Origin of the sequence: Zhengella mangrovi (assembly GCF_002727065.1) — a bacterium.
In the GTDB taxonomy this organism is placed as follows: Bacteria; Pseudomonadota; Alphaproteobacteria; order Rhizobiales; family Rhizobiaceae; genus Zhengella; species Zhengella mangrovi.
In genome coordinates this window covers 252,941-279,214 of record NZ_PDVP01000004.1, presented here as the reverse complement: position 1 = coordinate 279,214, position 26,274 = coordinate 252,941, and the positions used below count along the sequence as shown (strand labels likewise).

27 protein-coding genes are annotated in these 26,274 nt (G+C 62.2%); 16 read left to right on the top strand and 11 right to left on the bottom strand.

Annotated elements, in window-relative coordinates; all coding sequences use genetic code 11:
• Nucleotides 1-264: 264 nt before the first annotated feature.
• The 4 genes from CSC94_RS10295 to CSC94_RS10280 all read left to right on the top strand — a co-directional run bounded on the left by CSC94_RS10295 (nt 265) and on the right by CSC94_RS10280 (nt 4,003).
• Nucleotides 265-1,092 carry a DNA adenine methylase gene (locus CSC94_RS10295; RefSeq protein WP_245408313.1) on the top strand — a complete coding sequence of 276 codons (828 nt, stop codon included), beginning with the start codon at nt 265-267 and terminating at the stop codon, nt 1,090-1,092.
• A gap of 31 nt (nt 1,093-1,123) precedes the next feature.
• Nucleotides 1,124-1,708 (top strand): hypothetical protein, encoded by a 585-nt coding sequence (locus CSC94_RS10290; RefSeq protein WP_133122865.1) that lies wholly within the window; start codon nt 1,124-1,126, stop codon nt 1,706-1,708.
• Nucleotides 1,701-2,858, top strand: a complete 1,158-nt coding sequence (locus CSC94_RS10285) for a DGQHR domain-containing protein (protein ID WP_205853273.1) — start codon at nt 1,701-1,703, stop codon at nt 2,856-2,858. Before CSC94_RS10290 ends, CSC94_RS10285 begins: the two co-directional genes overlap by 8 nt.
• An 899-nt stretch (nt 2,859-3,757) precedes the next feature.
• On the top strand, nt 3,758-4,003 hold the full coding sequence (locus tag CSC94_RS10280) for a hypothetical protein (RefSeq protein WP_099306238.1): 246 nt from the start codon (nt 3,758-3,760) through the stop codon (nt 4,001-4,003).
• Nucleotides 4,004-4,215: 212 nt separating this feature from the next.
• Here the strand turns inward: CSC94_RS10280 and CSC94_RS10275 are convergent, their stop codons facing one another.
• Nucleotides 4,216-5,421: a glutaredoxin family protein gene (locus tag CSC94_RS10275; RefSeq protein ID WP_099306237.1), complete on the bottom strand. Its 1,206-nt coding sequence runs from the start codon at nt 5,419-5,421 to the stop codon at nt 4,216-4,218.
• 167 nt (nt 5,422-5,588) lie between these two features.
• Here CSC94_RS10275 and CSC94_RS10270 point away from each other — a divergent pair, with 167 nt between their 5' ends.
• Entirely contained in the window at nt 5,589-6,185 is a 597-nt protein-coding gene (locus CSC94_RS10270) for an MSMEG_1061 family FMN-dependent PPOX-type flavoprotein (RefSeq protein WP_099306236.1), read from the top strand.
• 327 nt (nt 6,186-6,512) lie between these two features.
• Here CSC94_RS10270 and CSC94_RS10265 read toward each other — a convergent pair whose 3' ends face one another.
• The 5 genes from CSC94_RS10265 to CSC94_RS10245 are packed head-to-tail and all read right to left on the bottom strand — an operon-like array spanning nt 6,513 to nt 11,156.
• Nucleotides 6,513-7,730: an ABC transporter substrate-binding protein gene (locus tag CSC94_RS10265; protein WP_099306235.1), complete on the bottom strand. Its 1,218-nt coding sequence runs from the start codon at nt 7,728-7,730 to the stop codon at nt 6,513-6,515.
• Between the two features lie 30 nt (nt 7,731-7,760).
• Complete coding sequence (locus CSC94_RS10260) at nt 7,761-8,768, bottom strand: branched-chain amino acid ABC transporter permease (protein WP_099306234.1); 1,008 nt, start codon at nt 8,766-8,768, stop codon at nt 7,761-7,763.
• A gap of 1 nt (nt 8,769) precedes the next feature.
• On the bottom strand, nt 8,770-9,648 hold the full coding sequence (locus CSC94_RS10255) for a branched-chain amino acid ABC transporter permease (RefSeq protein ID WP_099306233.1): 879 nt from the start codon (nt 9,646-9,648) through the stop codon (nt 8,770-8,772).
• A 9-nt stretch (nt 9,649-9,657) separates the two neighbouring features.
• Nucleotides 9,658-10,371 carry an ABC transporter ATP-binding protein gene (locus CSC94_RS10250; protein WP_099306232.1) on the bottom strand — a complete coding sequence of 238 codons (714 nt, stop codon included), beginning with the start codon at nt 10,369-10,371 and terminating at the stop codon, nt 9,658-9,660.
• The gene (locus CSC94_RS10245; RefSeq protein ID WP_099306231.1) at nt 10,368-11,156 is read right to left on the bottom strand and encodes an ABC transporter ATP-binding protein; all 789 of its coding nucleotides are present in this window, start codon (nt 11,154-11,156) and stop codon (nt 10,368-10,370) included. Before CSC94_RS10245 ends, CSC94_RS10250 begins: the two co-directional genes overlap by 4 nt.
• A gap of 195 nt (nt 11,157-11,351) precedes the next feature.
• Here CSC94_RS10245 and CSC94_RS10240 point away from each other — a divergent pair, with 195 nt between their 5' ends.
• The 5 genes from CSC94_RS10240 to CSC94_RS10220 all read left to right on the top strand — a co-directional run bounded on the left by CSC94_RS10240 (nt 11,352) and on the right by CSC94_RS10220 (nt 17,431).
• A complete protein-coding gene (locus CSC94_RS10240) occupies nt 11,352-12,149 on the top strand; it encodes an IclR family transcriptional regulator (RefSeq protein ID WP_165784395.1) in 798 nt (265 codons plus the stop codon).
• 161 nt (nt 12,150-12,310) lie between these two features.
• Nucleotides 12,311-12,850, top strand: coding sequence for a PAS domain-containing protein (locus CSC94_RS10235; RefSeq protein WP_099306229.1), 540 nt, complete (start codon nt 12,311-12,313; stop codon nt 12,848-12,850).
• Nucleotides 12,851-12,923: 73 nt separating this feature from the next.
• Nucleotides 12,924-16,358 carry a CheR family methyltransferase gene (locus tag CSC94_RS10230; protein WP_099306228.1) on the top strand — a complete coding sequence of 1,145 codons (3,435 nt, stop codon included), beginning with the start codon at nt 12,924-12,926 and terminating at the stop codon, nt 16,356-16,358.
• 22 nt (nt 16,359-16,380) lie between these two features.
• Entirely contained in the window at nt 16,381-16,722 is a 342-nt protein-coding gene (locus CSC94_RS10225; RefSeq protein ID WP_099306227.1) for a response regulator, read from the top strand.
• Between the two features lie 178 nt (nt 16,723-16,900).
• Nucleotides 16,901-17,431 carry a hypothetical protein gene (locus CSC94_RS10220; RefSeq protein ID WP_099306226.1) on the top strand — a complete coding sequence of 177 codons (531 nt, stop codon included), beginning with the start codon at nt 16,901-16,903 and terminating at the stop codon, nt 17,429-17,431.
• Nucleotides 17,432-17,463: 32 nt separating this feature from the next.
• Here the strand turns inward: CSC94_RS10220 and CSC94_RS10215 are convergent, their stop codons facing one another.
• The 4 genes from CSC94_RS10215 to lgt form a co-directional block, all read right to left on the bottom strand.
• Nucleotides 17,464-17,829 carry a hypothetical protein gene (locus CSC94_RS10215; protein ID WP_099306225.1) on the bottom strand — a complete coding sequence of 122 codons (366 nt, stop codon included), beginning with the start codon at nt 17,827-17,829 and terminating at the stop codon, nt 17,464-17,466.
• 125 nt (nt 17,830-17,954) lie between these two features.
• Nucleotides 17,955-18,224 (bottom strand): YARHG domain-containing protein, encoded by a 270-nt coding sequence (locus tag CSC94_RS10210; RefSeq protein ID WP_099306224.1) that lies wholly within the window; start codon nt 18,222-18,224, stop codon nt 17,955-17,957.
• Nucleotides 18,225-18,342: 118 nt separating this feature from the next.
• Nucleotides 18,343-19,416 carry a class I SAM-dependent methyltransferase gene (locus tag CSC94_RS10205; protein WP_099306223.1) on the bottom strand — a complete coding sequence of 358 codons (1,074 nt, stop codon included), beginning with the start codon at nt 19,414-19,416 and terminating at the stop codon, nt 18,343-18,345.
• On the bottom strand, nt 19,413-20,264 hold the full coding sequence (gene lgt / locus CSC94_RS10200) for a prolipoprotein diacylglyceryl transferase (protein WP_165784394.1): 852 nt from the start codon (nt 20,262-20,264) through the stop codon (nt 19,413-19,415). Before lgt ends, CSC94_RS10205 begins: the two co-directional genes overlap by 4 nt.
• A gap of 156 nt (nt 20,265-20,420) precedes the next feature.
• Between lgt and CSC94_RS10195 the strand changes: the two genes are divergently transcribed.
• From CSC94_RS10195 to CSC94_RS10185, 3 genes are all read left to right on the top strand, one after another.
• Nucleotides 20,421-20,696 carry an accessory factor UbiK family protein gene (locus CSC94_RS10195; RefSeq protein WP_099306221.1) on the top strand — a complete coding sequence of 92 codons (276 nt, stop codon included), beginning with the start codon at nt 20,421-20,423 and terminating at the stop codon, nt 20,694-20,696.
• A gap of 337 nt (nt 20,697-21,033) precedes the next feature.
• Entirely contained in the window at nt 21,034-21,540 is a 507-nt protein-coding gene (locus tag CSC94_RS10190) for a type III secretion system chaperone family protein (RefSeq protein WP_099306220.1), read from the top strand.
• A gap of 4 nt (nt 21,541-21,544) precedes the next feature.
• Nucleotides 21,545-21,895 carry a tRNA-binding protein gene (locus CSC94_RS10185; RefSeq protein WP_099306219.1) on the top strand — a complete coding sequence of 117 codons (351 nt, stop codon included), beginning with the start codon at nt 21,545-21,547 and terminating at the stop codon, nt 21,893-21,895.
• A 7-nt stretch (nt 21,896-21,902) separates the two neighbouring features.
• Here the strand turns inward: CSC94_RS10185 and CSC94_RS10180 are convergent, their stop codons facing one another.
• On the bottom strand, nt 21,903-23,558 hold the full coding sequence (locus CSC94_RS10180; protein WP_165784393.1) for a phosphoethanolamine transferase: 1,656 nt from the start codon (nt 23,556-23,558) through the stop codon (nt 21,903-21,905).
• Between the two features lie 216 nt (nt 23,559-23,774).
• On the opposite strand from CSC94_RS10180, the gene CSC94_RS10175 reads away from it, so the two are divergent.
• The 3 genes from CSC94_RS10175 to CSC94_RS10165 all read left to right on the top strand — a co-directional run bounded on the left by CSC94_RS10175 (nt 23,775) and on the right by CSC94_RS10165 (nt 26,260).
• Nucleotides 23,775-25,154, top strand: coding sequence for a TrkH family potassium uptake protein (locus tag CSC94_RS10175; RefSeq protein WP_205853272.1), 1,380 nt, complete (start codon nt 23,775-23,777; stop codon nt 25,152-25,154).
• Between the two features lie 240 nt (nt 25,155-25,394).
• A complete protein-coding gene (locus CSC94_RS10170; protein ID WP_099306216.1) occupies nt 25,395-25,607 on the top strand; it encodes a cold-shock protein in 213 nt (70 codons plus the stop codon).
• A 191-nt stretch (nt 25,608-25,798) separates the two neighbouring features.
• Entirely contained in the window at nt 25,799-26,260 is a 462-nt protein-coding gene (locus CSC94_RS10165) for a BA14K family protein (protein WP_099306215.1), read from the top strand.
• Nucleotides 26,261-26,274 lie beyond the last annotated feature (14 nt).

The following is a 26,274-nucleotide window of genomic DNA, read 5'->3' as shown; positions in this document are numbered from 1 at the left end:
GCTCCTTCAAGATGCCGATGATCTGTTCTTCCGAGAACCGTGATCGCTTCATTGCCTGTCTCCTTATTCCAGGAACAGGCTAACCTAAAATCGGGGACATCTCAGGGGAGCAGGTCACCGCAATTGAAAACTCCAAAAAAAATGGTGTAACTGCTTGGCGGAACTGACCCATAGACTGTACCAGAACGACCGATTTTTGAGGTTGTGAAGTGAGTTCTTCTAGGTCTAACATAACAGAAAATGAAGGAATTTGGTTGTTGAGCCGTGAACCCGCCAAAGCGTATTGAAATAATGCCGTTTCTCAAGTGGGCAGGTGGAAAGCGGTGGCTATTCCCTGAACTGCAGAAACACCTGCCGGAAAGGTTTGGCAAGTATTTCGAACCTTTCCTCGGTGGTGGTTCTATTTTTTTCGCTCTTCAGCCCGAACGTGCAGTGCTGTCTGATTTGAACGCCGATTTGGTGGAACTATACCAAGCATTACGCGATGATCCAGATGGTATTCTTAAGCTTCTAAAAGTCCATCACCAAAATCACTCCAAGAATCATTACTATGACGTGCGGGCGAACGTGCCAAAAACGAGTTTGGAACGTGCAGCGAGGACTTTATATTTAAATCGAACGTGTTTTAACGGCCTGTACAGAGTTAATAAGCGCGGGGACTTCAACGTTCCGATTGGAACAAAAACATCTGTTGTCTTTCCAGACGAAACCTTTGCTGAGTGCTCAGCGGCCTTGAAGTGTGCAGACATTCGTGTGAGCGATTTCGAACCTGTAATCGATGAAGCCGCGAGAGGTGACTTGGTCTACGTAGACCCACCGTACACGGTAGCCCACAACATGAATGGTTTCGTGAAGTATAATGACAACATATTCTCGTGGGCCGACCAATTGCGACTGAGGGATGCTATAGCGCGCGCTGTGGAAAGAGGAGCGATGGTCTTGGTGAGCAACGCGAACCATGAATCGATTAAGGAACTATATGACGGACAGGGACAGCAAATCGAAGTCAGCCGGTATTCCGTCATCTCAGGTCCCGCGAGCCACCGGAAACAAACAACTGAACTGCTTATAAAATTTAATCTGGCGGTATGATATGCGCAAATTTTGGGTTTGGGCGCGCTGGATGTTCACCAAGATTCCAGTTTACGGCCAACTTATTAACTCGGACAGAGATTCTTTAAAGGCGGCAGGCGTAGAACTCCTGATCGCCACCATGTTTTCTCTTTTGCCAATATGGTTGTACCCAATAATCGTGCGGGTGGGTTTCGCAGAGGAATTTTGGCAGCATGCTAAGGAATTTGTAGAAAATGGAGAGTTTTTCCTGTTTTCGTCTGCACTAGTTGGCCCGTTGATATATTCGATCACCAAGAAATATGGGGAGGAAGGCACGACTGAAGAGGGCGGCGGTAGATTTCCGCACATCAAATCGATTCAGTTCCCATATGGTTTTTGGTTTGTCATTATTTCTGTTTTTACCTGCGTGTTTTCAGCGATTTTCTTTGGACTGATGCGCGCGAATACAGTTAATAATTTTCCAATAAATCTTGACAGGGAATCTCTGTTTGCGGTTTCGACGATTATGTACGGATTTACACTTTCTTGTTTCTTCTGCGTGTCTGTGTATCGCCTGAACCTTGAGAACACTACAAGAGCATTCGGAGAAGACACAAAAGACCTGATGAAACAATGGGAACATGAAAATGACTGAACAGATGGACTTGGTCGACCCTGATCCCATCACACTGCAATTCGAGTGCCTCAAGGCAGAGCAGCCAATAGGTGATGTTTTTTTAGCGAAAGTGCCTTACGATGAGTTAGTAAAGATTACATTTTTTGATGTCCGGCGGGTCTTGCAAGAAGACCGGGATGTTGAGCGCTACCTCGGAATACAGAGACCTTTGATTAACTCGCGTGTTTCAGGACTTCAGAAGTACGTAAATTTCTTCGACGCGTCGTTCCCGACAGCAATCATTATTGCAGTCGAGGAACGCTTTGCGGCGTACGACGAAGAGAAGAAGCTCATCTACCTGTCGAACGTACCACGTGACGGCGATCGACCTGAAATACCGATCCGAAATATTGCACGCGTTTTAGATGGCCAACATAGAATCGCGGGGCTGCGAGGGTTCGAAGGAGAAAAGTTCGACCTTCCTGTCACCATCTTTGTCGGCGCGGACATTGCTGATCAGGCCCATATTTTCGCGACTGTGAACCTTGAACAGCAGAAGGTAAACAAGAGCTTGGCATACGACCTTTATTCGTTGGCCAAGTCCCGTAGCCCACAAAAGACCTGCCATAATGTGGCAGTGGTACTGGATCAGGACGAAAAGAGCCCATTCTACAAGAGGATCAAGCGCTTGGGCGTCGCGACTGACGGCCGGAGCTTCGAGCCGATTTCGCAAGCCACATTTGTGGAGGCGCTAATGCGGTACGTTTCGTCTGATCCCAAAGGTGATCGCGACAAGTTGCTTCGGGGTGAGAGACTCGAGCGAGCAGAAGCAAGTGAACTCGACAAGCTTCCTTTCCGAAACCTCTTTGTTGACGAGGATGATGTGAAGATCGTGAAAGCTGTCTTTGACTACTTTTCGGCAGTCAAGGAGCGTTGGCCGGATGCGTGGTCTAACCAGGACCGGGGCAACATGTTGAACCGGACGAACGGCTTCCGGGCCTTCATGCGTGCCTACGCCCACGTTTTTGAACTTCATGGAACCCCTAACGGTACGGTTGATCGAAATGCAATTGATAATTTTATGCAGAAAGTGCCGTTAAAGGACGCTCAATTCAACACCGAAGAGTTTCCGCCTGGTACTAGCGGTGAGTCCAAACTCCTGAACTTGCTGAAAGACGTGCGAGGTTAGGTCGCCGATTTAAGAAACTCGCATCCATATGCGGATTAAAGCGAGTTCGACACCGGCGAGAAAGCTTTACAGATTCTTGTTGTAGCAGGTTGCGACAATCCGCTTCGTGCCCATTATGAGAGCTGGGTCAAGGATCGCGAACGACTGAACTGAGGGCACAAAGCGGACATTCCAGCCCCCCCCTCTATCCACACCCTCTCGCCCCTCGGCTACCCTTCCTGCGCTGCCTTCAACGGGAGCGCGAACCGGCTGACAGTCGCAGGTCAGGTGCAGGCGGTGACGCGCCCTCTCTCCTCAAGGGGAGAGAGGGCGCGTCCTTTACGCCACGCTCCGCCTCACCACCTCTTTATCCACACCCTCTCCGCCTCTCCCTATCCTTGCCCCACTGTCGCGCAGACGACGGCCCGCCACGCGGGCCGGCGCGGCGGAAGCGGAGCGGCGGGGTCCGGGCATTGCGTCCCGAACGGGCCCGGCTTGCGGCAAGGGCGGAGGTGATCTGCCCGAAGCCCGGATCATGCCACAGGCCCCTCGGCAGGACATAGGTCCGGAGGTGGCGGCGCGATCCGAAGAGGCGCAGGCGGGCGGGTGTGCCGGTGATGCCCGGCCTGCGACATCAAATCTCCGCGCGGGGCCCCGGAGGCCTTGCACACGATAAGGCATGCGCTCCGGCGACGCCGGGGCCCCGCCCTCGTGCATATTGTCTGCTGCCGATCTTGCGCGTGAACACGTGCGATCGGCAGTCCTGCTGCCGGTCTTGCGCGTCAACACGTGCGGCCGGCAGACCAGAAGCCTTCAAAGAGCCAGACGGGATGAAAAACCGGGCGTGGCGGCGAGGACGGCTGCCCGCAGGGCAGGCTAGGTCGCTGCGCCCCTCCCGCCCCGAGCGAAAGGAACCGCCGATGAGCGAAACCCGCCCGCCGCTGGATTTCACCACGCAGAAGGCCTTCGCCTGGGCGGAGGGCCGCTGGCGCCACTGCCCGCACCGCGAATGCCGCCGCAGGCGCCGCTGCACCGGCGGACCGCGCGGCACGCTGCGCCGGTCCGGCCGGCCGCTGTGTTGCGAACCCGCCGTCGCCGCGGTCATCGAAAGCCTGCGCGACCTGCGCGAGCGCCGTCAAAGGGAGCGCGACGCCCCGCCCTTCTGATCCGGGGGTGTTCAAGCAATTCCAGCGAAAGTGGACGCCGGTTTCGCGTCCGGAATTGCGTAGCCCAAAGAGCAATTCCAGCGAAAGTGGACGCCGGTTTCGCGTCCGGAATTGCGGTAAGGGGAGAGAAATTCCAGGGAAAGTGGTTGCCGGTTTCGCGCCACGGCACAAGGATCGGGCCTTCGCGCGGGTGACCGGCAGGCGGACAGGCCCTAGCCGGCGAAGGCCAGCCAGTCCGGCGCAAAAAGCAGCAGCACGCCGATGGCGGTCATGACGATCCCGCCGGCCAGGTGCGAGAAACGCAGGTAGCGGGTCGTCATGCCGGTCGCGGCCAGCGTGAACATGGCGAGGACGAAGATGGCCGCGTCGTCGAGCATGAAGACAACGACGTAGAGGCCGATCAGCGCGTAGTGCTGCCAGGCCGGCAGGTCGTTGACGGCAAGCACCTGGGTGAAGACGGCGGGAATGCCCGCCGAGCAGAAGAACTCGACCAGGTTGACGGCGGCCGCGAGCACCATGATGCCGGCCAGCGCCAGCAGGAAGCGCTTCTCGCCGACACTGGCCTTGAGCGCGTGGATGATGCGCAGGCGCTGCTGCGGGCTGGTGACCGCGCATTCCGCCGCCGTGTTCTTCACGAAGTCGCGCAGGTAATAGGCTCCGCTGGCCAGCGCCACGGCACCGACGGCAAGGCGCACCCAGACGATGGCGCCGAGCATGAGGAACAGGTTCAGCCACGCGGCGAGGAACCCGAAATAGACGAGGCCCGAGGTCAGCAGGAAGGCGCCGCCGAGGATCCACATGCGCAACCGGTCCTGCATGCCGGCGAGCAGGCCGATGAGGAACACCAGGATCCACATCGCGCACGGGTTGAACCCGTCGATCGCCGCCAGCACGATGGTCAGCGCCGGCAGCGAATAGGTGCCGGGGTCGATCTCGCCGACGAGCGGCACGGACACGGTGGCCGGCGGCGGTTTCGGGGCGTCCGCGGGCTCCGCGCCGGTTGCATCGCCGGCCAGAAGGGCGGCCAGCGTCGGGCATGGACCGCGCCGGCAGGCGCGCACGGCGGCCAGGATCTCCTTGCCGGTCGTCCCGTCGGAATCGTAGCCGAGGATGGACTGCCCGCCGATGACGATGAGCGGGACGCCCGGCGGATCGTAGCCGAAAAAGTCGCTCGCCCGGATGAAGCCGAGCCGCGCCTCGGCCGACCCGCTGATGTCGAGATACTCGATCCGGAGGCTGTCGTCGCTGGCCGCCAGCGCGGCGAGATAGGTCTTGGCGCGGACGCAATAGGGACAGCCGGGTTTCCAGAACACGCTGACCGGTATCGTGGTCGCGGCCGGATCCTGCGCCGTCGCGGGAAGCGGCACGAGCAGCGCCGCCAGCAGGACGATCAGGGGAGCAATCGGAAAGAAACGCATGGGTCCGCCTCCGCAACCGGGTTTGCGTATCGGACCATGGCCGGAAACCGCGCGCCCTGATCTCGCTCAAGTGCATCGCGGACCGTTCACCCGAACGCGGGGCGTGCCAAAATCACCGGAAGTGATACTCTTGCCGGCGGGGCGATCGCTGGAGGGAGGCTGCTGCAATGACACCGGAACGGTTGTACGAACTCTACGGGGATGCCCACCCCCCCGCCGCCGCGCACAAGGTGATCGACCACATCGATGCCCATGCCCGGCAATTCCTCGGCGCATGCCCCTTCGCCGTGCTGGCGACCGCGAACGGGACATCGCTGGACGCCTCGCCAAAGGGCGACCACGCCGGGTTCATCGCCGTCGAGGACGAAAAGCACCTCGTCATCCCGGACCGGCCCGGCAACAATCGCCTCGACGGGATGCTGAACATCCTGGCGCACCCGAAGGTCGCGCTCATCCTCTTCATCCCCGGCGTCCGGGAATCGATGCGGATCAACGGACGCGCGGAGATTTCCGACGATCCGGAGCTTTGCGCCCGGCACGCGCTGAACGGGCGCGTTCCGAAGACGGTGCTGCGGATCACGGTCGAGGAAGTGATGTCGCACTGCGGGAAGGCGGCGATGCGCGCCGGCATCTGGGACCCGTCGACCTGGCCGCGCGAACGGCCGATAGCCAACCTGTCGGAGATCGTGCGCGATCACTCCGGCATGGACATCGAGATCCTCAACGAGACGGAGATCGAGCGCCGCTACCGCGAACATCTGTAGCGGGATCGCCGGCAAGCAGGCGACAGTCAACCCCCCACGGCATGACAGGGCGCAGATGCCTCTCTGCCCTTTCGCCCGGACCTTGGGGACGCAAGACATCTCCACGCCCTGCCGGCGGCCCCTATGCTTCTCCGGCGGATCTTGGCCGGCAGCCGAAAACACGGGGGACGCCCCCCCCCCGGGAACTTCCGCCGGGTCATGCGCAGGACAGGTCGACGGCATGTTCCAATGAAAGCGGGCGATGGGGCGCCCGGCCTGCCCCCGCAACAGGCCGGGCGGATGCAGCCGCGCCGCCACGGGGCGGCTGGCGGTGCATCATGGGCCGGTTCAGTTGCTGGCCGACGCGCCGTCGAGCACGTTTCCGAACAGTTCGAAGCGCTCGCCGTTGAACTTTTCCAGTTGCATGGACTGCAGCGGGTAGAAGTCGTCCGGGCCGGTATTCACGTTGATGCCCGGCAGCGAGACGTCGAGTTCCAGGTCCTTGATGTTGGCCGCCGCCTTCATCACGCCTGCCCGGGTGAGGTCGTCGCAGGTGGAGCGCAGCACGTGTTCGAGGGTCTGCGACACGCCATAGCCGTAGATGGTGAAGCTGGAGGTCTTGTCGCCGTCCGGATAGTACTTGTCCATGAAGTCGTGCCACTTCTTCAGGCCGGCATCGTCCTTCCACTGCGGGTCCTGCGGGTCTTTCAGGTACGCCGCGCTGATCACGCCCGTTGAGGCTTCCAGGCCGGCCGGCTTCAGCACCGCGCCCACCGAGTTGGACACGCTGTTGAGGAACTGGGTCGGCTTCCAGTCGATCTCGGCGGCCTTCTTGATCGCCTGGGCCGCGAATTTCGGTGTGCCGACATTGACGAAGATGTCCGCGCCCGAGGCCTTCAGGTTGATGATCTGGGAATCGACCGTCGGATCGGAGGTCTCGTAGGGCTGTTCGGCGACGATCATCGACGCCTTGTCGCCGAGCCCCGCCTTCAGGCCGTTGAGATAGTCCTTGCCGTAGTCGTCGTTCTGGTAGAGCACACCGATCTTGCCGTCCGGCAGGTTCTCGCGGATGTAGGCCGCGTAGATCTTGCCCTCGTCGACGTAATTGGGCTGCCAGCCCATGGTCCAGGGATGTCCCTTCGGATCGCCGAACTTCGATGCGCCGGTGGCGACGAACAGCTGCGGCACCTTCTTGGCGTTCATGTATTTCAGGATCGCCGAATTGGTGGGCGTCCCGAGGCCGTTGAAGATGAACATCACCTCGTCGCTCTCCACGAGCTTGCGCGTCTGTTCCACCGTCTTCGGCGGGCTGTAGCCGTCGTCGTAGGCAATCAGGTCGATCTGCCGGCCGCAGACGCCGCCGGTGTCGTTGAGCATCTTGATATAGGCCTGGTCGGTCTTGGCGATTTGCGAATAGGCCGAGGCCGGCCCGCTGAAGGGCTGGACCAGGCCGATCTTGATGGTCGTGTCCGTCACGCCGGTTTCCGCCGCGCCGGCCGCGAAGGCAAAGACTGCGGCCCCCGCGGCGACGCCGAGGGTTCCGAGATATCTCAGGTCTTTCTTCATGCGTTTCACTCCCTTGTTGTTCGGCGCCGTTCAGCGGCGCTTCTGCCAGTCCGCCAAGGTCCGGATCAGGCCTCCCGCTCCGCTCGGCATCAGGTAGATCAGCAGGATCATGATGAGGCCGTACATTGCACCCGACAGGCCCTTGGAAACCTCTTCGGCAATGTTGGGAACGAAAACGATGAAGGCGCCGCCCGCCAGCGCACCCGGCAGCCAGCCGACGCCGCCGACCACCAGCCCGACGAGCAGGGCGATGGACAGGACCAGCGTGAAGCTGTCGGGCGCGACGAACTGCACCACGATGGCGGCCAGCGCCCCGGCGACACCCGTGAACAGCGCGCTGACGCCGAAGGTGAGCGCCTTGTAGAGCGAGACGTTGACGCCCATGGACCGCGCGGCGACCGGGTTGTCGCGGATCGCCATGATCGCGCGGCCGGACCGGCTTCTGACCAGGTTGCGCGCCGCCCAGTAGAGCAGGAGCCCGGTGCCGAGCGTGACGTAGTAGAGCCACTGGTCCTGCGACAGGGGCAGGCCGAACGGGGCATCGGGCTTGATGATCACGATACCCTGAACGCCGCCGGTCCACTCTTCCAGGATCGACAGCTTGAGGATCTGCGGCGTGGCAATGGCGAGCGAAAAGGTGGCCAGCGCGAGGTATATGCTTTCGAGGCGCAACGCCGGCAGGCCGAACAGAAAGCCCGAGACGAAGCAGACGAGACCGGCCACCGGGATGGTCCAGCCGTAGGCGATGCCGAAATGCTCCATCAGGATCGCGGTGGTGTAGGCGCCGATCGCGTAGAAGGCGCCGTGGCCCAGCGAGAACTGGCCGTTGAAACCGGTCAGCAGGTTCAGGCCCATGATGGCGATGGCATAGATCAGCATCATGGTTAGCTGGAACACGGTGAAGTTCTTGAGGAACAGCGGACAGAGGAACAGTACCGCCAGCACCGCGATCGAGAGCAGCAGCATGGCCGTTCCGGACTTGCGGTCCGCTGTCTTGTCGCGCCCTGCCGGCAGGGCGATGTCTTGCTGTGCCGTCATGTCAGACCCTCTGGACCACGGTTCGTCCGAACAGGCCGTTCGGCTTGATGACCAGCACCACCACGATGAGAGCCAGCGCGATGGGCAGTTTCAGTTCAGCGCCGACCACGGGAATGTAGGTGCCGGCCAGGTTCTCGATCACGCCGACGGCGAAGCCGCCGAACACCGCGCCGCCCGGGCTGGTTAGTCCGCCGAGAACCGCGCCGGCGAACCCGTAGAGCAGGATCGACAGCATCATGTTGGGCTCCAGGAACACCACCGGTGCGATCATGATGCCGGCCACTGCGCCGATCGATGCGGCCATGCCCCAGCCGAGCGCGGCCATGGTGCCGACCCGGATGCCGACCAGCCGGGCGGACTCCGGATTGGCCGCCGCCGCCCGCATCGCCAGGCCGACGCGGGTGTAGCGGAAAAAGGCGAACAGCAGGAACAGGACAATCAGCGTCACCAGGATCATGCCGGCCTGGTGCGCGCCGATCAGGCCCTCGCCGAACAGCGCGGCGGTGCCGAACGGGCTCGGGAACGGCTTGACGGTGAAGTCCCAGATGAAGCCGGCCAGCGAGTTGAAGATGGCGTAGAGCGCGATGAAGATGACGAGATGGCTGAGAACCGGTGCGTTTTCCAGCGGCTTGAGCACCACCCGCTCGATCAGGAAACCGCCGGCAAAGGAAATCCCCAGCGTCAGCACGAAGGCGGCCCAGTAGGGAAAGCCCCATTGCAGCAATTGCCAGGCTATGAAGGTGGAGAACATCGCCATCTCGCCCTGGGCAAGATTGAGATGATGGATCGCCTGGTAGATCATGACCACCGCGAGCGCCATGCAGGCATAGATGCCGCCGGTCGCGATCCCGCCGAGGACCTGCTGGAAAAAGGTCTCCATGGTGCCTCCTCAGTAACCCAGATAGGAATTGCGGACGGATTCGTTGTCGCGGATCTCGGCCGCCGGACCCGACAGGGCGATCTCGCCGGTTTCGATCAGGTAGGCCTCGTCCGCCAGTTCCAGCGCCAGCGAGGCATTCTGTTCGACGATCAGCATGCTCACGCCCATGTTGTCGCGAATGTCGGCCAGGATGGCGAACACCTCGCGCACGATCAGCGGTGCAAGGCCGAACGAGGGTTCGTCCAGCAGCATCAGCCGCGGGCGCAGCATCAGCGCGCGGCCTACGGCCAGCATCTGCTGTTCGCCGCCCGAAAGCGTCCCGGCCTGCTGGCCGGACCGTTCCTCCAGGCGGGGAAAGAACCGGTAGATGCGGCGGATATCCTCCTCGATCTCGCTGCCCTGGCGCCGGGTCATCGCGCCCAGTTGCAGGTTTTCCTCGACCGTGAGCGAGGTGAACGTGCCCCGCCCTTCCGGCACATGCGCGATGCCGAGGCGCACGATGTCCTCGGTCCGGCGCCGCGTCAGGTCGACGCCGTCGAAATCGATCGTGCCCGAATGGCGCACCATGCCGCACAGCGCTCGCAGCGTGGTCGTCTTGCCCGCGCCGTTGGCACCGAGCAGCGTCGTCACCGAACCCTCGCCGATGTCGAAATCGATCCCGTGGAGGACCTTGAGAAGGCCATACTGGGCTTCAAGCCCGCGGACGCGAAGCAGGGGTTTCAATGGCTGTCTCCGAGATAGGCGCGGATCACTTCCGGGTCGGCCTGCACCTCGCCGGGCGTGCCCTCCGCGATCTTGCGCCCGAAGTTCAGGACGACGACCATGTCGGAAACCGACATGACCAGGTTCATGTGGTGCTCGACCAGCAGCACGGTGATGTTGCGCTCGTCACGGATGCGCCGGATGTGGTCGCCCAGTTCGGAGACCTCGTCGTGGTTGAGACCGCCGGCCGGTTCGTCGAGCAGCAGCAGGTCCGGGCAGCTGGCCAGCGCGCGGGCGAGTTCCACCCGCTTGAGCGTGCCGAACGGCAGGCCCGAGACGGTCTCGTCGGCCACCGCATTCAGGTCGAGGTAGTCGAGCAGTTCGTCGACGATACCGTTAACCCTGGCTTCCTCGCGGTTCGACCAGGGAAGCCGCAGCACGTCGCTGATCATGTCGCCGCGGCTGGCGCAATGCGCGCCGATGCGGATGTTGTCGCGCACGCTGAGGTTGGAGAACGAGGCGAGATTCTGGAAGGTCCGCCCGATTCCGACGGCGGCGACCTGGTGGGCCGGACGGTGGAGCAGGCTCTGGCCCTGGAACAGGATATCGCCGGAATTCGGTGTGTAGAGACGGCTCAGGCAGTTGAAGAGCGTGGTCTTGCCGGCGCCGTTCGGGCCGATCAGTCCGAGAATCTGCCCCTGGCGGATGGAAAAGCTGATCCCGTCCAGGGCCTTGATGCCACCGAACCTGACCGCGACGTCCTTCACCGACAGCATCGGGTCGGTGCTCGGGCTTTGTGCCGTCATCAGGAAGGAACCTGCCGGCGGGAACCGGCACTGGAGAACGATCGGTTGGCTTCTATGCGGCCATGGGACCACAGTCCTGCGTTGGCACAGGCCATCGTGGCTGACTCCTCCCGTTTCGCAGAGCGAAATTCTGTTTTACTTTTATTTGACCTATTGATATGCACCGGCAGGCGAATGTCAACAACGGGACACGGGATGGACGGTGACGAGCTTTCTGCCGGGCCGAGAAGTGGCGATCGCAAGTTCGTCACGGCGCTTGCGCGGGGCCTCGAAGTGCTGCGCGCCTTCCGGGTTCGCGACCATTTCCTGGGAAACCAGGAGATCGCCGAACGCACCGGCCTGCCGAAGCCGACCGTCACCCGCCTGACCTACACGCTCTGCGAACTGGGCTACCTCACGAAGGTGCACCGTCTGAACAAGTACCGCCTGGCGCCGCAGGCCATCGCGCTCGGCTATTCCGCCCTCGCCGGGCTGGGCATCCGTCAGCTCGCACGCCCCGTTGCCAAGGCCGCGGCCGACCGCCTGTCGGCGCCGATCGCCATGGGCGTGCTGGATCGCAACCGGGCGCTGTACATCGATATTTCGCGCGGATCCTCCACCTTCACCGTTCAGCTCGACGTCGGGTCACGCGTGCCGCTGGCCAAGACGGCCATGGGCTGGTCGCTGATTGCGGCCATGCCGGAAGCCGAACGCCAGCCCGTCTATGCCGGCCTCGCCGAGCGCTACGGACCGGAGTGGCCGGCGCTGCGCAGCGTGATCGACGGTGCCATCGTGGAATTCTCCGACAAGGGCTTTGTCACCTCGTCCGGGACGTGGCGAAGCGACATCAATGCCGTCGGAACGGCGCTCGTCGCCGCCGACGGGACAGGCATCTACGGCTTCAATTGCGGCGGCCCGCCGCACCAGTTCACCACGGAGGCGATGAACACGGTCTATGGTCCGGCCATGGTGGGATTGGTCAACGAAATCCAGGCGCTGCTGAACGGGCTCTAGGGACGACGCTGGATCTGCCGGTTTGACGATAATGGCCGGCGCCGCGGATATTTTTGCTCGCCGCCGGAACTTCCCTTCGCGTCGCGCGTTCGGGTTTCTGGTGCAGGACTGGTCTCAAGGACCACGCGCCGGATGACGCGACGGGGACCAGGGAGCAACGCGTGGACGCCTATCTATCCTCCATCCAGGATCTCGCCGATCGGTCGACCATCGCCATCACGCTGGCCCCGACCGACATTGCCGACCTGCCGCTGGTCGTGGCGAACCAGGCCTTCCTGACCATGACCGGCTATTCCCGCGACGACGTGATCGGCCGGAACTGCCGCTTTCTCCAGCGGGATCAGGACCAGAAAGAGACCCGCGAAAACATCCGGGCCTACATTTCTGACGAGACACGCGGCTCGGAACGGTTCCGCATCGTCAACTTCCGCAAGGACGGAAAGCGCTTCATAAATTACGTGTTCATGTCGAGGGTTCGGCGCCAGAACAACGCGACGGCCTACTTCTTTGCCTCGCAGTTCGACATGACCGCCGCCGATGCCGTTCGCCGTGCCATGGCTTACGAGGAAACGCTCGGGCGGGAACTCGACATGTTTTCCGCGGTCAACCGGGATCACAGCATGTTTTCGCTGACATCGGCAGAAGCCCTGGCCGGCAGTCTTTCGGCCGTGGCGCAATCGCGCATGACGATTCTCGAGTGAAGCGGCTTGATTGTCGAACAAATGCGATAAATTAGATTACGGTTTATCTCATCGCAGGCGGATTCAACGGCAGATGCACGGAAAGAAAGGCGATCCGGGACACGCACAGGCTTTGGCCGGGCCGTTGATCGTCGGGATTGGCGCATCTGCAGGCGGGCTGGAAGCGGTTCGGGAAATGCTTGCCCATGCCGAGCCGGGCATGGACATGGCATTCGTCCTGATCCAGCACCTCGACCCGAACCACGAAAGCCTGCTGGCCGAACTGATCGGACGCCAGACGAAGCTCGCGGTCATGCAGGTGTCCGGAGACGTCAAGGTCGACGCCGACCATGTCTATGTCATCCCGCCCGGCAGCGGACTTGAGCTGAAGGACGGCGTCCTGAGCCTCGTCTCTTTCCGGGAACGGCGTGGCATGCGCCGGCCGATCGATGATTTCTTCATCTCGCTCGCCGGAGACCAGGGCAGCAATGCCGTCTGCGTGGTCATGTCCGGTACGGGCGCGGACGGCGCGATCGGTCTCCGCGCGATCAAGGAAAACGGCGGCGTGGCAGTCGCCCAGGAACCCAGCTCGGCCAAGTACGACAGCATGCCGCTGGCAGCCGTCGCGACCGGGCTGGTCGATTTCGTCCTTGAGCCGGAAGGGATCGTCGAAACGCTGCACCGCATTCGCACCCACACCTTCGAACAGGAAGGCCACGGACGCATCGAGGATGCGCTGGAAAGCCAGATTAATGAGATCTGCGCCGAACTGGCAAAGAGCACCGGCTATGATTTCTCCGGGTACAAGCTGCCGACCCTGATCCGGCGGATCCAGAGACGGATGCAGGTTCTGGGCGTTCCCACGGCACGCGATTACCTTTCCCGGCTGAAGGATCGGCCGGGCGAGCCTAAAGCGCTGTTGCGGGACATGCTGATCAACGTCACGCGCTTCTTTCGCGATCCTGACCACTTCGACTACCTTGAAGAAGAGATCATCCCGGCCCTTTTCGAGCGCGCGGCCGACAGTGGCGTGATCCGTGTCTGGGTTCCCGGTTGCTCCAGCGGCGAGGAGGCCTTCACCATCGCCATGCTGCTCGACAGGCATGCCCATCGCACCGGCCAGCATCCCGACATGCACGTCTTTGCGACCGACATCGACGAGCAGATGCTGTCGATCGCGCGGCGCGGCCGCTTCCCGGCTTCGGCCATGGCCGACATTCCGGAAGCTTTCCGGACGATGCCCTACCTGGCCTCGCATGGCGACTATTTCGAATTCACCTCGCGCATCCGCGATCTCATCCGTTTTTCACAGCACAGCCTGATCAAGGATCCGCCCTATTCCAACATCGACCTCGTCTCGTGCCGCAACCTGCTGATCTACCTCGGCGACGACCTGCAGAAACAGGTCATCCCGATGTTTCACTATTCGATCAACGAGGGTGGAACGCTGCTTCTGGGCGCGTCCGAGTCGATCGGCCGGTTTGAGGACCTGTTCGAGAAGGTCGATGGACGGATCAAGATCTTTCGACGCCTCCCCGGCAAATCGGCCTTTCCGCAGCGCTATTCGAGAAACCTGAAGCGCACCCAGCACCCGGCTGCCCGGTCCGAGTCCACCGAAGCAGGCCGCCAGGACAAGCAGGATTTCGACCGGATCGTGCTGTCCAAGCTGACCGATCGCTACATCATGCCGTCGGTCGTCGTTGACCAGGCCGGCAACGTGAAATCGACCTTCGGCCAACTGTCGCGCTATCTCACGGTATCCTTCACGGCCTATGGCCCGCCCAACATCACCGCCATTGCCCGGCCGGGCATTCGCGAGGTTGCGATCAACCTGGTCCGCCAGTCGTTGCGTGAGAATTCCCGCGTCGTCGTGCGCAACATCGAGGTGCAGTCGGAGTTCGGAACGCAGGCGATCAACCTCATCGCCGATCCGGTCAGCAGCGATTCCGCCTTGCTGATCTTCTCCGAGGCCTCCGGCTTCCGCCCCGGTTACGACGACGTCTTCACCTATTCCGGCTCGTCGGAAAACGAAGTGGCGACATTGCAGGAGGAACTGCGGTTTTCCCAGGAGAAGCTGCGCACGACCATCGAGGAGCTCGAGACGACCAACGAGGAACTCAAGAGCTCCAACGAAGAAATGATGTCGATGAACGAGGAGTTGCAATCGACCAACGAGGAACTGACGACGGTCAACGACGAACTCAAGAGCAAGGTCGACCAGCTCGTTCTCGCCAATGCCGACATGTCGAACTTCCTGGAATCGACCCAGCTTGCGCTCGTTGTCGTTGATGAGGACCTGCGCATCCGCAATTTCACCAAGGCGGCCTCGGCGATCTTTCCGCTGCGGGAAAACGACAAGGGGCGCGTGCTGACGGAAATGGCGCATTCGCTCGAAGACGACGCGTTTCTCGCCGACGCCCGGGATGTCGCGACCGGCGGGGAAAACCGTGTCCGGGCCATCGCCTCGAGAGACCAGAAGACCTTCTGGTCCCTGATCACCACGCCTTACCGCCTGGCGGACGGCAGCACCCGGGGCGCCAACCTCGTCTTCACCGACATCACGCGCATCCACGACATGCAGGATGCGCTGGAAGCTGAGCGGAACCGGCTGAAACTGGCAACGCAGGTGGCTGGCGTCGGCATATGGATGCTCGATGAGGGCGCGGGCACGATGGAACTGAACCCGGATGCCCGGAGCCTCCTGGCCGTAGACGGCGAGGACGGCCTGTCCCGGGATGACTTCCTCGCCGCGGTCCACCCTGCCGATCGCGCCGCGGTCGAGGCCGGTTTTCAGGATGCACTCCACAGCGACGACGAATTCGAACTGGACTTCCGATCGGCCAATCCGCCGGGCGCGGAAAACTATCTGCGCATTCGCGGCCGGCGCATCGCGTCCGATCCGGCCACCCTGGTCGGTGTCAGTTTCGACATGACACCGGAAAAGCGCCTGGCGAATGCCCGCGAACTCATGATCCGGGAAATGAACCACCGGGTGAAGAACCTGTTCGCAGTGATTTCAGGCATGATCGGCGCGGTCACCCGCCTGCATTCCGATCCGCGCGAGATGTCGGCGGATCTGCGCGAGCGCATTTCCGCGCTTGGCCGGGCGCACGCCATGGCGACAAGTGCCCGCAACGAGAAGGGCATCAACCTGGACCGCATCATCACCGCCGTTCTGGAACCCTACGTCAAGGGCGACAACATCACCGTGGAAGGCACGGAGACCGCGATTTCGGCGGAAAAGGTGACGCCCTTTGCGCTGATCTTCCACGAATGGGCGACCAATGCCGTCAAGTACGGCGCACTGGCCTCCACGGGCGGGCGGCTGGATGTCCGGTGGCAGCGGAGGGATGGATTCGTCCACCTCGACTGGATCGAACGCGCCGATCACATTGAGGCAACCGACGGTCAGGCGGAACGCGGGTTCGGCACCAACCTGGTCGATGCCTCCATGGTGCAGATCAATGGAAAGGCCTGCGTGGAACAGAAGGCGGGTCAGCGCGTTGTAAGTATCAGGTTTGACGCTTGAGGGGGTACCTTTGAAAACGGTGATGCTCGTCGAAGACGAAATGCTGATCGCTATGGATCTTCAGTTCACGTTGGAGGAGGCCGGGTACCAGGTCGAGGGACCCTTCGCGAGCCTGGATACCGCGATGAAAGCGGACCTTGCATCGGTCGATATTGCCATCCTGGACGTCCAGCTACAGGCAGAGACGGTCTTTCCTCTCGCCGATCGCCTCGCCGGCAACAAGATTCCCTTCATTTTTCACTCCGGTCACTTCGACAAGTACGAAGCGATGGACCGGTATCCCCATTGCGGCCTGATCGCGAAGCCATCCACGCCCAACGAGATCATCCGGACTATCGAGCGCAGGCTGGAGCCGTCAGAATAGCGCCGCGGTTCCGGCGTCTCCGTCAACGGGCGAAGACGGCCGGTCGCGCCCTCTCGGACCCGCCGGTTCGCAGGACGATGGCGCAGCGCGCGAAAAGAATTCGCCCGGTGATGTTTCGTGATAGGATTTTCGCGCGCCGGACTTCGCGTCCGGGGAGAGAAACCGCCTGGGTGGATGGATGATGAAAACGATCTGCGTCTTCGCGCTCCGGCTCCTGATCGCGGGAACAGGTCCGCTCATGGCCATGGATGCATCGGCCAGGGACCGCCTTTCCGATCTCCTGCCAGACGTCCTGGCGACGGCGAACCGTCACCTGCAGACTGTTGGATCGGGCCTCGTCGAACGATACGAGGCTTGCCCGCAGGACGACCGGAGCGAATGGGGCGTCGAGTTCGTGACCGGCTACGACGTCAAGCCGGCCGGCGACGGCACTTTCGCGGTTCTGGTCGACACTGCCCAATGCAGTGGCGGCAACAAGCACGGCCAGTATTTCGCGATGTCCGGCAACAGCGGCACCCGGCTGTTGTTGACCGACGTCATCGACGACATGCGTTTCATTGCCGAGAACTTCTACGTCGGTGACGGTGACATCACCTTCCAGGGCCACAGGTGGCTCGAGAACGATCCGCATTGCTGCCCGTCGCAGAAAGGCCTGTTGACCTACGACCTCGCGACCGGAAGGACCAGCTTCCAGGTCAACAACGACTGACGCGGCAAGCCACGTTTAACGCCACCTGCCCGTCATGTCCCGTCGCAGGGGCCGATGACCTCGATGCCGTCCGGGCTGGTCGTCATCCGGTCGCCCGGCGACAGGTAGCCCTTGATGCGAAGCCTCATCCCCTCGTGGGGACCAAGGTCGATGGGATCGGCCGCACCGCTCGCCTGGTCCCGCCTGCCGAAGAGGCGGATCACGTAGGAACCGTCGCTCGTATGCGTCCCGAAATCCGTCATTTCCGAGACAAAGGAGCCGTCCCGGACGCAGCCGGTGATCTCGACCGCAACGGGCCGCGAGGCATGGGCGGCTGGCACAGGGCCGACAACCATCAGGCCGGCCAGAAGGGCGGAAACAGCGCCCAGAACCGTGGCTCGGCGGGAGCGAAATTGCATGGAACCTCCTCCGCGCAGAGATACCCTCCCCGAAAACGAGATCGGCGGGGCCTTTCGGCCCCGCCTGCCCGAAGTCCGGCGCGCGCGAACCGGGGGCAATGTCATGCGGCCGGTTACGGGGTCGGTCAGCGGTTCACGCGGCAACCACGGCGGCGCTCTTCGCGCTGGATCCGCTGGACGCGCCGCTGTTCGCGCTGCGAGAGGCGCGGGTTGCTGGTCCAGCAATCGTAATCCCGGAAGACCCGGCGTGCCAGGCGCGTCTCGAAGCAGTACCCGTTCTCTGCATAAATGAGATTGCGCTCATACCAGAGATCGTAGCAGCTTTGGGCCGAGGCGGCGGTCGGAATGGCGGCAGTGGCGGCGGCGAGCGCAGCGGCAAGAATGTACGTCTTCATGGGGGCTCTCCTTTCATGGCCGGCCTTTCTGCCGGCTTCATATATAGATTCCGACATGCAATGCACGTTTGCCTTGCGCTAGATCAATCACCGCATGGCGGTCGATCTTGGCCCCATGTCACGCCATTTGCAGCAAACCCTTGCCGCCGATACCCAGCACCTTGAACAGTTTTCCCATCTGCTCAGGGCCGGCCAGACGTTCCACGGCCTCGCGGATCGCGTCCTGTTGCGCCTCCGATTTCCCGGCACCGAGGGATCCGGCGCGTTCGAGCAGCCCGAGCCGAAGCAGGAAATCGCCCTGGTCGGCCAGTCGCGCCGCAAGTCCGTGGCCCTGTGCCACGCGGGCGAGGGCCGCGAAGTCGACATGGGCGGTCAGGTCCGCGGTTCCCGGGTGATCCAGCACGGGATCCGGCCGATGGCCTTTCACCGCCTGCAGCGTATCGCCGCAGGCCGGCTGTCCGTAGCCGTAGTCGGGGAACAGTCCTGCGCCGCCATATCCGGCGAGATGGGCCGCGATCGTGTCCATCAGGGCCGCCCTTTGCGGTGCGATCTCGGCTATGGCGCCGTCGGGCGCGCCGGCTGCATCCGGCGGCAGGAGACCGGGATCGGCGGGAATCGCGCCAGCCAGGAAGGCAAGCGAACCGTCGACCAATCCGATCATGCGCTCGCGCCATTGGCCACCGGCCTTCACGTACTGGCGGATCGGGATGGCGTCGAACAGCTCGTTGCCGACGATGATGAGCGGCAGTGCCGGCAGGTCCTCGATGCGCTCCACCCAGGTCAGCGAGGCCGGCGCATCGCGAAGACGGTCCTGCTGGACCGCGCGAAGCCGCGGGCTGGCTTCCACGAGATGGACATGGGCCGCAGCCATCATCGCTCCCCCCTGCAAGCGGGCCAGAACGCGCAGCATGTCCGCCATCATCGTGCCGCGCCCGGGTCCGATTTCGGCGAACACGAAGCGGTCCGGCGCGCCCATAGCCTGCCAATTGGAAAACGCCCAGGCAGCGACAAGCTCACCGAACATCTGGCTCACTTCGGGCGCGGTGGTGAAATCGCCGCGCACGCCGAAGGGTTCGCGCGTCACGTAGTAGCCATGTTCCGGGTCGAACAGGCAGGCCGCGAAGTAATCCGCCACGCTCATCGGCCCGGTCAGCCCGATCTGGCGAACCAGCTTCTCCTTCAACGCTGTCACGCGGTGGCGTCCGGCCGGCGCGCTGTTGTCATTGCCCAGGCGCCGGCAAGCACCATGGGCACGGAAAGGACCATTCCCATCGTCAGCCAGTCCGTCCCGAGCAGGTAGCCAAGTTGCGGATCAGGCTCCCGGAAAAACTCTACCGCGATCCGCGCAAGGCCATAACCGGCCACGAAGGTGCCGCTGACAAAGCGCTGCCGCCTGAGCATCTTCGGCCCCCAGACGAGGATGGCCAGCACCGCGAACAGCACCACGCCTTCCAGCGCCGCCTCGTAAAGCTGGCTCGGGTGACGCGGCACCTGCAGGGGGTCGGTAGGAAAGATCATGCCGATGGCCGCATCGGTCGGCCGGCCCCAGAGCTCTGCGTTGATGAAGTTGGCAACGCGGACAAGGCCGAGCGCCGGCGGAACGCCCGCGGCCACCACGTCGAAAAGGCTCCAGACGGGGATGCCCCGGCTGCGTGCAAACAGGATCATTGCCAGCGTCGTTCCCAGCATGCCGCCATGGAAGGACATGCCGCCTTCCCAGAGCGCCAGCATGTCGAGCGGGTGTGCCAGGTAGCGTTGCAGGTCGTAGAACAGGATGTAGCCGATGCGTCCGCCGGCGACGATGCCGATCGCAGCCCAGACGACCAGATCGTCCAGGTCGACCGGCGACATCGGCGGTTGCCCCTGGGCCCAGAGCCGCGGCGTCTGGACCAGGCGGCGCGAATACCACCATCCGAACAGGATGCCGGCCACGTAGCCGAGCCCGTACCAGCGTACGGACAGGGGCCCGATGGAAAAGATCACCGGGTCGATCTGCGGATAGGAGAGCAGGCTGAGCGGCAGGGTCAGGATGTCTGGCAAGGTGCAGGGTCTCCACTGTGGCATACGGCCGGTCGCCGGCAGGTTTGCCCCGCCCCTGTTTCAAGGTCAAGGCACGCGCCCGGGGGCAACTGGACGCTTGCAATCGCCGCCCGCCCGCCTTACCTCACCAGTGGAAAGACGAGAAAGGGCTGTTCCATGACCACAGGCGCCGGACCGAACCGTATCCTCGACGAATTCGCCAAGCTGATGACGGATGCCGCAGGCGCTGCCCAGGGGGTCCGTCGCGAAGTCGAAACGGCCATGCGCGCCCAGGCCGAGCGGCTCGTCGCGTCCATGGACCTGGTTTCCCGCGAGGATTTCGAGGCCATGCGCGACATGGCCGTCAAGGCCAGGGCTGAAAACCGCGCCCTCTCCGAACGCCTCGAAAAGCTCGAGGAGCGCATCGCCGCCATGGAAAATGCCAAGGCCTGAACCGGCCGCACGGATTTCTCCAACGGTTTTTGACACAGGTTATTCACAGGCACGCCGCAGGGAAAAATCCTTTGCGCGGAATCCCTTGGCCCTTCGGGCAGACATTGTGATTCAACCGCCGTCCACATCCTTCTTCGCCTCGAAGCGGAAAAGGGGTGGTCACCAGACTCCGCTTCAATACACTGAATCTACGACATGATTCGAAACCACGGGTCATGGCGGGCAGGGTTGGGCGTCTCGCGCCCCGAAGCCCCCGAGGGGCATGTGTTCCATGTGTTTGCGTTCACGCCGGCCATCCATCGTGGCCGAACCCGCCGCCATGCCGGAGAGGAAAGCAATGAGCCTGATCGACATTGACCTGGACGAACCACGCGAAGCCCACCCGGTGGACGTGATCGAACAGGTCGCCCTGCACTACGACTGGGCCTTCGATCGTTCCGCCGACGACGAATTGTCGGTTTCGGTCGCCGGCAACTGGACGGACTATCACGTGTCGTTTTCCTGGATGGAGGATTTCGAGGCGCTCCACGTGGCCTGCGCCTTTGACCTGAAGGTTCCCGACAGCCGGGCCCTCGAGGTGATGCGCCTGCTGTCGATCATCAACGAGCAGCTGCTCTTCGGCCATTTCGATCTCTGGCAGCGCGAAGGCGCGATCATGTTCCGCCACACCCTCATTCTGCCCGGTGGCCTGGAACCCTCCGCATTACAGGTCCAGACCATGTTGAGTTCGGCGCTGGAATCCTGCGAGGCCTACTACCAGTGCTTCCAGTTCGTGGTCTGGGCCGGGCAGCCGGCAGAGGAAGCCATGCGCAACGTGATGTTCGAAACCTTCGGCACGGCCTGACGCCATGGCACCGAGGAAACCGGAAATCAGCTGGGCGGATTTCGAGAAGATCGACATACGGGCCGGCACGATCGTCGAGGCGGAGCCCTATCCCGAGGCCCGCAAACCCGCCATCAAGCTGAAGATCGACTTCGGGCCGGAGATCGGCGTGAAACGCAGTTCCGCGCAGATCACCCGCCACTACGAGCCCGAAGGACTGGTCGGTCGCCAGGTCATGGCGGTGGTGAACTTTCCGCCGCGCCAGATCGGCAAGTTCATGTCCGAGGTCCTGACCCTCGGCTTTCCGGACGAGGACGGTGAAGTCGTCCTCGGCGCGATCGACAAGCGCGTTCCGGACGGCGGCGCCCTCTTCTGAAATCGGACTACTGGGCCGACGCGCCCGGCGCCTTGGCGGACTGGACCGCATCGGTCCCGGTACGGCATGTGCCGAAGAGATCGAGCGCGGCATCGCGAACACCGGTCGCCACGTCGACCGCGCCAAGCACGGAATGGAAAAAATTGTCGTGGCTGGCGGGCACCCCGGCCTTGCCGCGCAGGCAGGTCTCGTCGAGCCCAAGCTCCTTGCGGAATTCCGGAGAGAACCACGCCAGGAAGGGGACGTGCGTCTGCGTGTCGGGCGCGATGAAATAGGGCGCGCCATGCAGGTACAGTCCGTCTTCACCCAGCGATTCGCCGTGGTCGGAAGCAAAGACCAGCCCCGTCAGGAGGTGGTCTGACTGCGCCTCCTGCAGACGGATGAACTCCGCGAGAATGTGATCGGTGTAGAGCACCGTGTTGTCGTAGGCGTTCCGGATCTCGTCGCTCGTGCAATCCGAGAACTGCGCCGACTGGCAGGCCGGCTTGTATTCTTCGAATTCCGGCGGGTAGCGCTTGAAATAGGCCGGTCCGTGGCTGCCGATCTGGTGCATGACCAGAACCGTGTTCTGCCTGGCATCCTCCATCCGCTTCTTCAACCGGTCCAGAAAGATGCCGTCGTTGCACTCGTCGGCGTCGCAATAGGCAGGGTCCGCCGAATGCGTCAGGATGCTGCTGGGGAACCGCGCGGCGATCTTCTTGTCGCCGGTGTTGTTGTCCCACCACTCGATGTCGAATCCGGCCCGGTGCAGGACGTCCAGGAGGTTCTCGTGATCCAGCCCGCGCAGGTCCGAGTAGTCTTCACGCCCGTACATCGAGAACATGCAGGGCATGGAAACGGCCGTGGCAGTGCCGCAACTGGTGGTGTTCGGAAAATAGAGCGGGTTGATGCCGGCCAGTTCCGGCGTTGTCTGCCGCTCGTACCCGTTCAGACCGACGTTCTGCGCCCTGAGCGTTTCGCCGACGACGAGAACGAGGAAGACGGGCTTGTCGGCGCCAGCCAGGAACGGCCCCGGGTGCGCATCCTCGCCGATGGGCTGGACCACGATGTTGGCTTCGCCCTGCGCCTGCTTGACATATTTCACGATGGCATAGCTCGGACCGATCGGGTTGAGCGCGAAGACGAGATCCTTGCGCTCGCGAAAGGCGGACGAGAACGCGGCATAATCGGAAAAGATGAGCGCGCCGGCACCGACCAGCATCACCAGGATGAGCGGAATGTTGATCGCCACGTCGCGCCAGAACCGGGTCTTCTTGCGCTTGACCCAGAACAGCAGCGCGACCGGCAGAATGCCATAGAGCAGGACGTGGAAGGCGAAATCCGGCGTGATGAGATGCTTTGCTTCCGTGTGGGTCGTGGTGGCGGCATTGACGATCATGTCCTTGTCGATGATCGTCCCGAAGGCGTCCATAAAATAGGAGGCCACCGCTGCTCCGATAACCAGGAAGGCGGCAACCGGCTTGAAGACCAAGGGAAAGGTCAACGAGACGAACAGCGCAGCGTGCACCAGGAAGAGTCCGGCCATCAGGCGCCAGACATCGTCGGGATGGGCCTGGAACACGCCACCGGCGATCCGGAACGTCGATGCGTTCATCAGCACTGTCACGAGGATCGCCAGCAGGAATGCCATCGTGCGCGCGTTGAGTACCGGCCTTGCCATCATGAAAGAACGTCCTGTTTTCTGGTCAAGCCTGGCCCCAAAGACGGCATGTTCCATCGTCGCATCCGAATAACCGCGGCCAACATGACAAAACGCTGAAATTCTTGCCGCCATTCCGGTTGCATGCTATGGCGGCGCGTCCAACCGGAACGGGATGCAATGGATTTCCGGGCAGTAGTCCTGCCGATCGGCAGATACCTCGTCATAATCGCCGCAGCGATGCTCATTCCAGCGTTTGCCGACCTTGCAGCCGGAAACCCGGACTGGAAAGTCTTTGCTGTTTCAGCACTTTGCATCGGTGGTGCCGGGTTGATGGTGGAGGCCGGCCTGTCGGGACCGACACCCGACCTGAAGAGCCGGGAGACCTTCCTGCTGGTGAACCTGGCATGGTTTGCCTTCTCCGGCGCCTGCGCGGTGCCGCTCTGGGCTTCGGGTCTGCACATTTCCTATACCGATGCCTTTTTCGAGGCCGCGTCGGGACTGACGACGACCGGTTCGACGGTGCTCAGCGGCCTCGATGACCTGCCGCCCGGCATCCTCCTCTGGCGCTCGCTGACCCAGTGGATCGGCGGATTGGGCATCGTCGTCATCGGCATCCTTCTCCTGCCGGCCATGCGCATCGGCGGCCAGCAGCTGTTTTCTATCGAATCCTCGGAAAAGCACGTCAAGCCCTATGGCCGGGTCGAACATTTCGTCCGCCGCCTGCTTTCGCTTTACCTGCTGATCACCGTCGCCTGCGCCTCGCTCTATTTCATGGCCGGAATGACGGCATTCGAAGCGATCAATCACGCCTTCACGACGGTATCCACCGGCGGCTTTTCGACCCGCGATTCGTCCATGGGCGGCTTCGACAGCCTCGTCATCGACTGGATCGCCATCGCCTTCATGGCCATCTCCAGCCTGCCCTTTCTCTTCCTGATCAACCTGGCGGAGGGGCGCCGGCAACTGGAACTGCAGCAGGTCACGTGGTTCTTCGCCCTCGCCGGCGTCCTGACCCTCATCATTTTCGCCGTGACGCGGGTCAATACCGGGCAAGGTGACTTCGCCCAGTTCACCCATGCCGTCTTCAATGTTGTTTCGGTCATGTCGACAACGGGCTACGCCACGCAGGATTACTTGCTTTGGGGCAGCTTTGCTCTTTCGTTTTTCTTTCTGATCACGTTCATCGGCGGCTGCAACGGCTCCACGGCCGGCGGTTTCAAGATATTCCGCATCATCATCCTGCTGAGCTTCATCCGCTCGCGCCTGCGCCTCGCCGTCCGTCCGAACCGCGTGTCGCCCGCCTATTTCGAAGGCGAGATCGTTCGACCGTCGACGATCGACAGCTTGCTCATCTTCTCCATCCTCTATGCCGCGACGGCAGCGATTTTCGGCCTCGTTTACGCGGCTTTCGGACTGGATTTTGAGACCGCGCTTTCAGCATCGATCACCGCGCTGGCCAACGTCGGCCCGGGCATCGGCCCGGTGATCGGCCCTTCGGGCAATTTTTCCTCGCTGCCGGACATGGTCAAATGGCTGCTGTCGCTGGAAATGATCCTTGGCCGCCTGGAGATCATTGGTGGCATCCTCATCCTGACGCCCGATTTTTGGCGTGAATGATGAAATCCTGAGCAATTCTTGCACTCTCCAAGAATAGACTGAAAACACAGCAACTTCGTCTTGCCGGTGTCATAAAAACATGCGATAGTCTCGATGTTCGGGCAACTTTCGGTCCGGAGAATGGCAGTGGCTTGTGACCAAACCTTCCCCGACACTGTGAGACTCTGACGATCTCCGCCCGAGCGGGCGGAACCGCCTGACAAGCGGATCAACTACCTGGACTTCGGAAAGGACCAAGTCATGAGCCAGACCGGCACGGTCAAATTCTTCAACACCGAGAAGGGATACGGTTTCATCACGCCTGATGACGGCGCGAAGGACGTGTTCGTTCACATTTCTGCCGTGCAGGCCTCGGGCATGCAGTCGCTTGGCGAGGGTCAGAAGGTCTCCTTCGACGTCGAGCCGGACAAGCGCGGCAAAGGCCCCAAGGCGGTAAATCTCGTCGCCGAATAAGGCCCTTCTCTTCGGGACACGCCATTTGCAACGCGGCGCATCAGCGCCGCGTTTTCTATTGCGCCTTTGCCAAGCCGCGCAGGGAAACAAGGCCGGCCGCAAGCTGAACGGCCCGTTCAGCCTGCATTCAGCCTGAATTGTGCATCATTCTCTCCACAGTGCCGGTACCGGCCCCTCACGGAGAGACTTCGATGTTCAAGTTCACTCGCAATGCCCTGATTGCCCTTGCCGTTGTTTCCACGGCCATTGCCCCCATTGCCGCCCAGGCTGGCGAACGCCATGGTCGCGGCGAACGCCATTTCAAGCACCAGGGGCCGCGTCATTTCGGCGGTCACCGCAACCGCGATATCTCCATTGTCGCCGGAATTGCCGGCCTCGCCATCGGCGCCATGATCGCTGACTCCTACGCCAAGCGCCACGCGGCGGATGACGAAGACGGCTACGACGACGATCCGTCCTATGATCGCGACTATTATCCGCCGGCCCCGGCCCGCAATCCCGATGTGGTCTATGCACCCCGGCACGCCGGCGCCGTCGAGCCCTGGAGCCGCCAGTGGTATCGCTACTGCGAAAACCGCTACCAAACCTTCGATCCGCAAACCGGCACGTTCATGGGCAACGATGGACATCGCCACTTCTGCAACGCGCGGTAAACCCTGCCCTGCGA

Excerpts from the sequence above, each read along its gene's own strand:
- CSC94_RS10260 (WP_099306234.1), bottom strand. The coding sequence starts at position 8,768 with ATGACGGCACAGCAAGACATCGCCCTGCCGGCAGGGCGCGACAAGACA.
- CSC94_RS10275 (WP_099306237.1), bottom strand. The coding sequence starts at position 5,421 with ATGCGTTTCTTTCCGATTGCTCCCCTGATCGTCCTGCTGGCGGCGCTG.
- CSC94_RS10285 (WP_205853273.1), top strand. The coding sequence starts at position 1,701 with ATGACTGAACAGATGGACTTGGTCGACCCTGATCCCATCACACTGCAA.
- CSC94_RS10190 (WP_099306220.1), top strand. The coding sequence starts at position 21,034 with ATGAGCCTGATCGACATTGACCTGGACGAACCACGCGAAGCCCACCCG.
- CSC94_RS10180 (WP_165784393.1), bottom strand. The coding sequence starts at position 23,558 with ATGATGGCAAGGCCGGTACTCAACGCGCGCACGATGGCATTCCTGCTG.
- CSC94_RS10225 (WP_099306227.1), top strand. The coding sequence starts at position 16,381 with ATGCTCGTCGAAGACGAAATGCTGATCGCTATGGATCTTCAGTTCACG.
- CSC94_RS10290 (WP_133122865.1), top strand. The coding sequence starts at position 1,124 with ATGTTCACCAAGATTCCAGTTTACGGCCAACTTATTAACTCGGACAGA.
- CSC94_RS10170 (WP_099306216.1), top strand. The coding sequence starts at position 25,395 with ATGAGCCAGACCGGCACGGTCAAATTCTTCAACACCGAGAAGGGATAC.
- CSC94_RS10280 (WP_099306238.1), top strand. The coding sequence starts at position 3,758 with ATGAGCGAAACCCGCCCGCCGCTGGATTTCACCACGCAGAAGGCCTTC.
- CSC94_RS10165 (WP_099306215.1), top strand. The coding sequence starts at position 25,799 with ATGTTCAAGTTCACTCGCAATGCCCTGATTGCCCTTGCCGTTGTTTCC.
- CSC94_RS10210 (WP_099306224.1), bottom strand. The coding sequence starts at position 18,224 with ATGAAGACGTACATTCTTGCCGCTGCGCTCGCCGCCGCCACTGCCGCC.
- CSC94_RS10240 (WP_165784395.1), top strand. The coding sequence starts at position 11,352 with ATGGACGGTGACGAGCTTTCTGCCGGGCCGAGAAGTGGCGATCGCAAG.
- CSC94_RS10230 (WP_099306228.1), top strand. The coding sequence starts at position 12,924 with ATGCACGGAAAGAAAGGCGATCCGGGACACGCACAGGCTTTGGCCGGG.
- CSC94_RS10265 (WP_099306235.1), bottom strand. The coding sequence starts at position 7,730 with ATGAAGAAAGACCTGAGATATCTCGGAACCCTCGGCGTCGCCGCGGGG.
- CSC94_RS10220 (WP_099306226.1), top strand. The coding sequence starts at position 16,901 with ATGATGAAAACGATCTGCGTCTTCGCGCTCCGGCTCCTGATCGCGGGA.
- CSC94_RS10255 (WP_099306233.1), bottom strand. The coding sequence starts at position 9,648 with ATGGAGACCTTTTTCCAGCAGGTCCTCGGCGGGATCGCGACCGGCGGC.
- CSC94_RS10245 (WP_099306231.1), bottom strand. The coding sequence starts at position 11,156 with ATGACGGCACAAAGCCCGAGCACCGACCCGATGCTGTCGGTGAAGGAC.
- CSC94_RS10215 (WP_099306225.1), bottom strand. The coding sequence starts at position 17,829 with ATGCAATTTCGCTCCCGCCGAGCCACGGTTCTGGGCGCTGTTTCCGCC.
- CSC94_RS10195 (WP_099306221.1), top strand. The coding sequence starts at position 20,421 with ATGACCACAGGCGCCGGACCGAACCGTATCCTCGACGAATTCGCCAAG.
- CSC94_RS10185 (WP_099306219.1), top strand. The coding sequence starts at position 21,545 with ATGGCACCGAGGAAACCGGAAATCAGCTGGGCGGATTTCGAGAAGATC.
- CSC94_RS10270 (WP_099306236.1), top strand. The coding sequence starts at position 5,589 with ATGACACCGGAACGGTTGTACGAACTCTACGGGGATGCCCACCCCCCC.
- CSC94_RS10175 (WP_205853272.1), top strand. The coding sequence starts at position 23,775 with ATGCTCATTCCAGCGTTTGCCGACCTTGCAGCCGGAAACCCGGACTGG.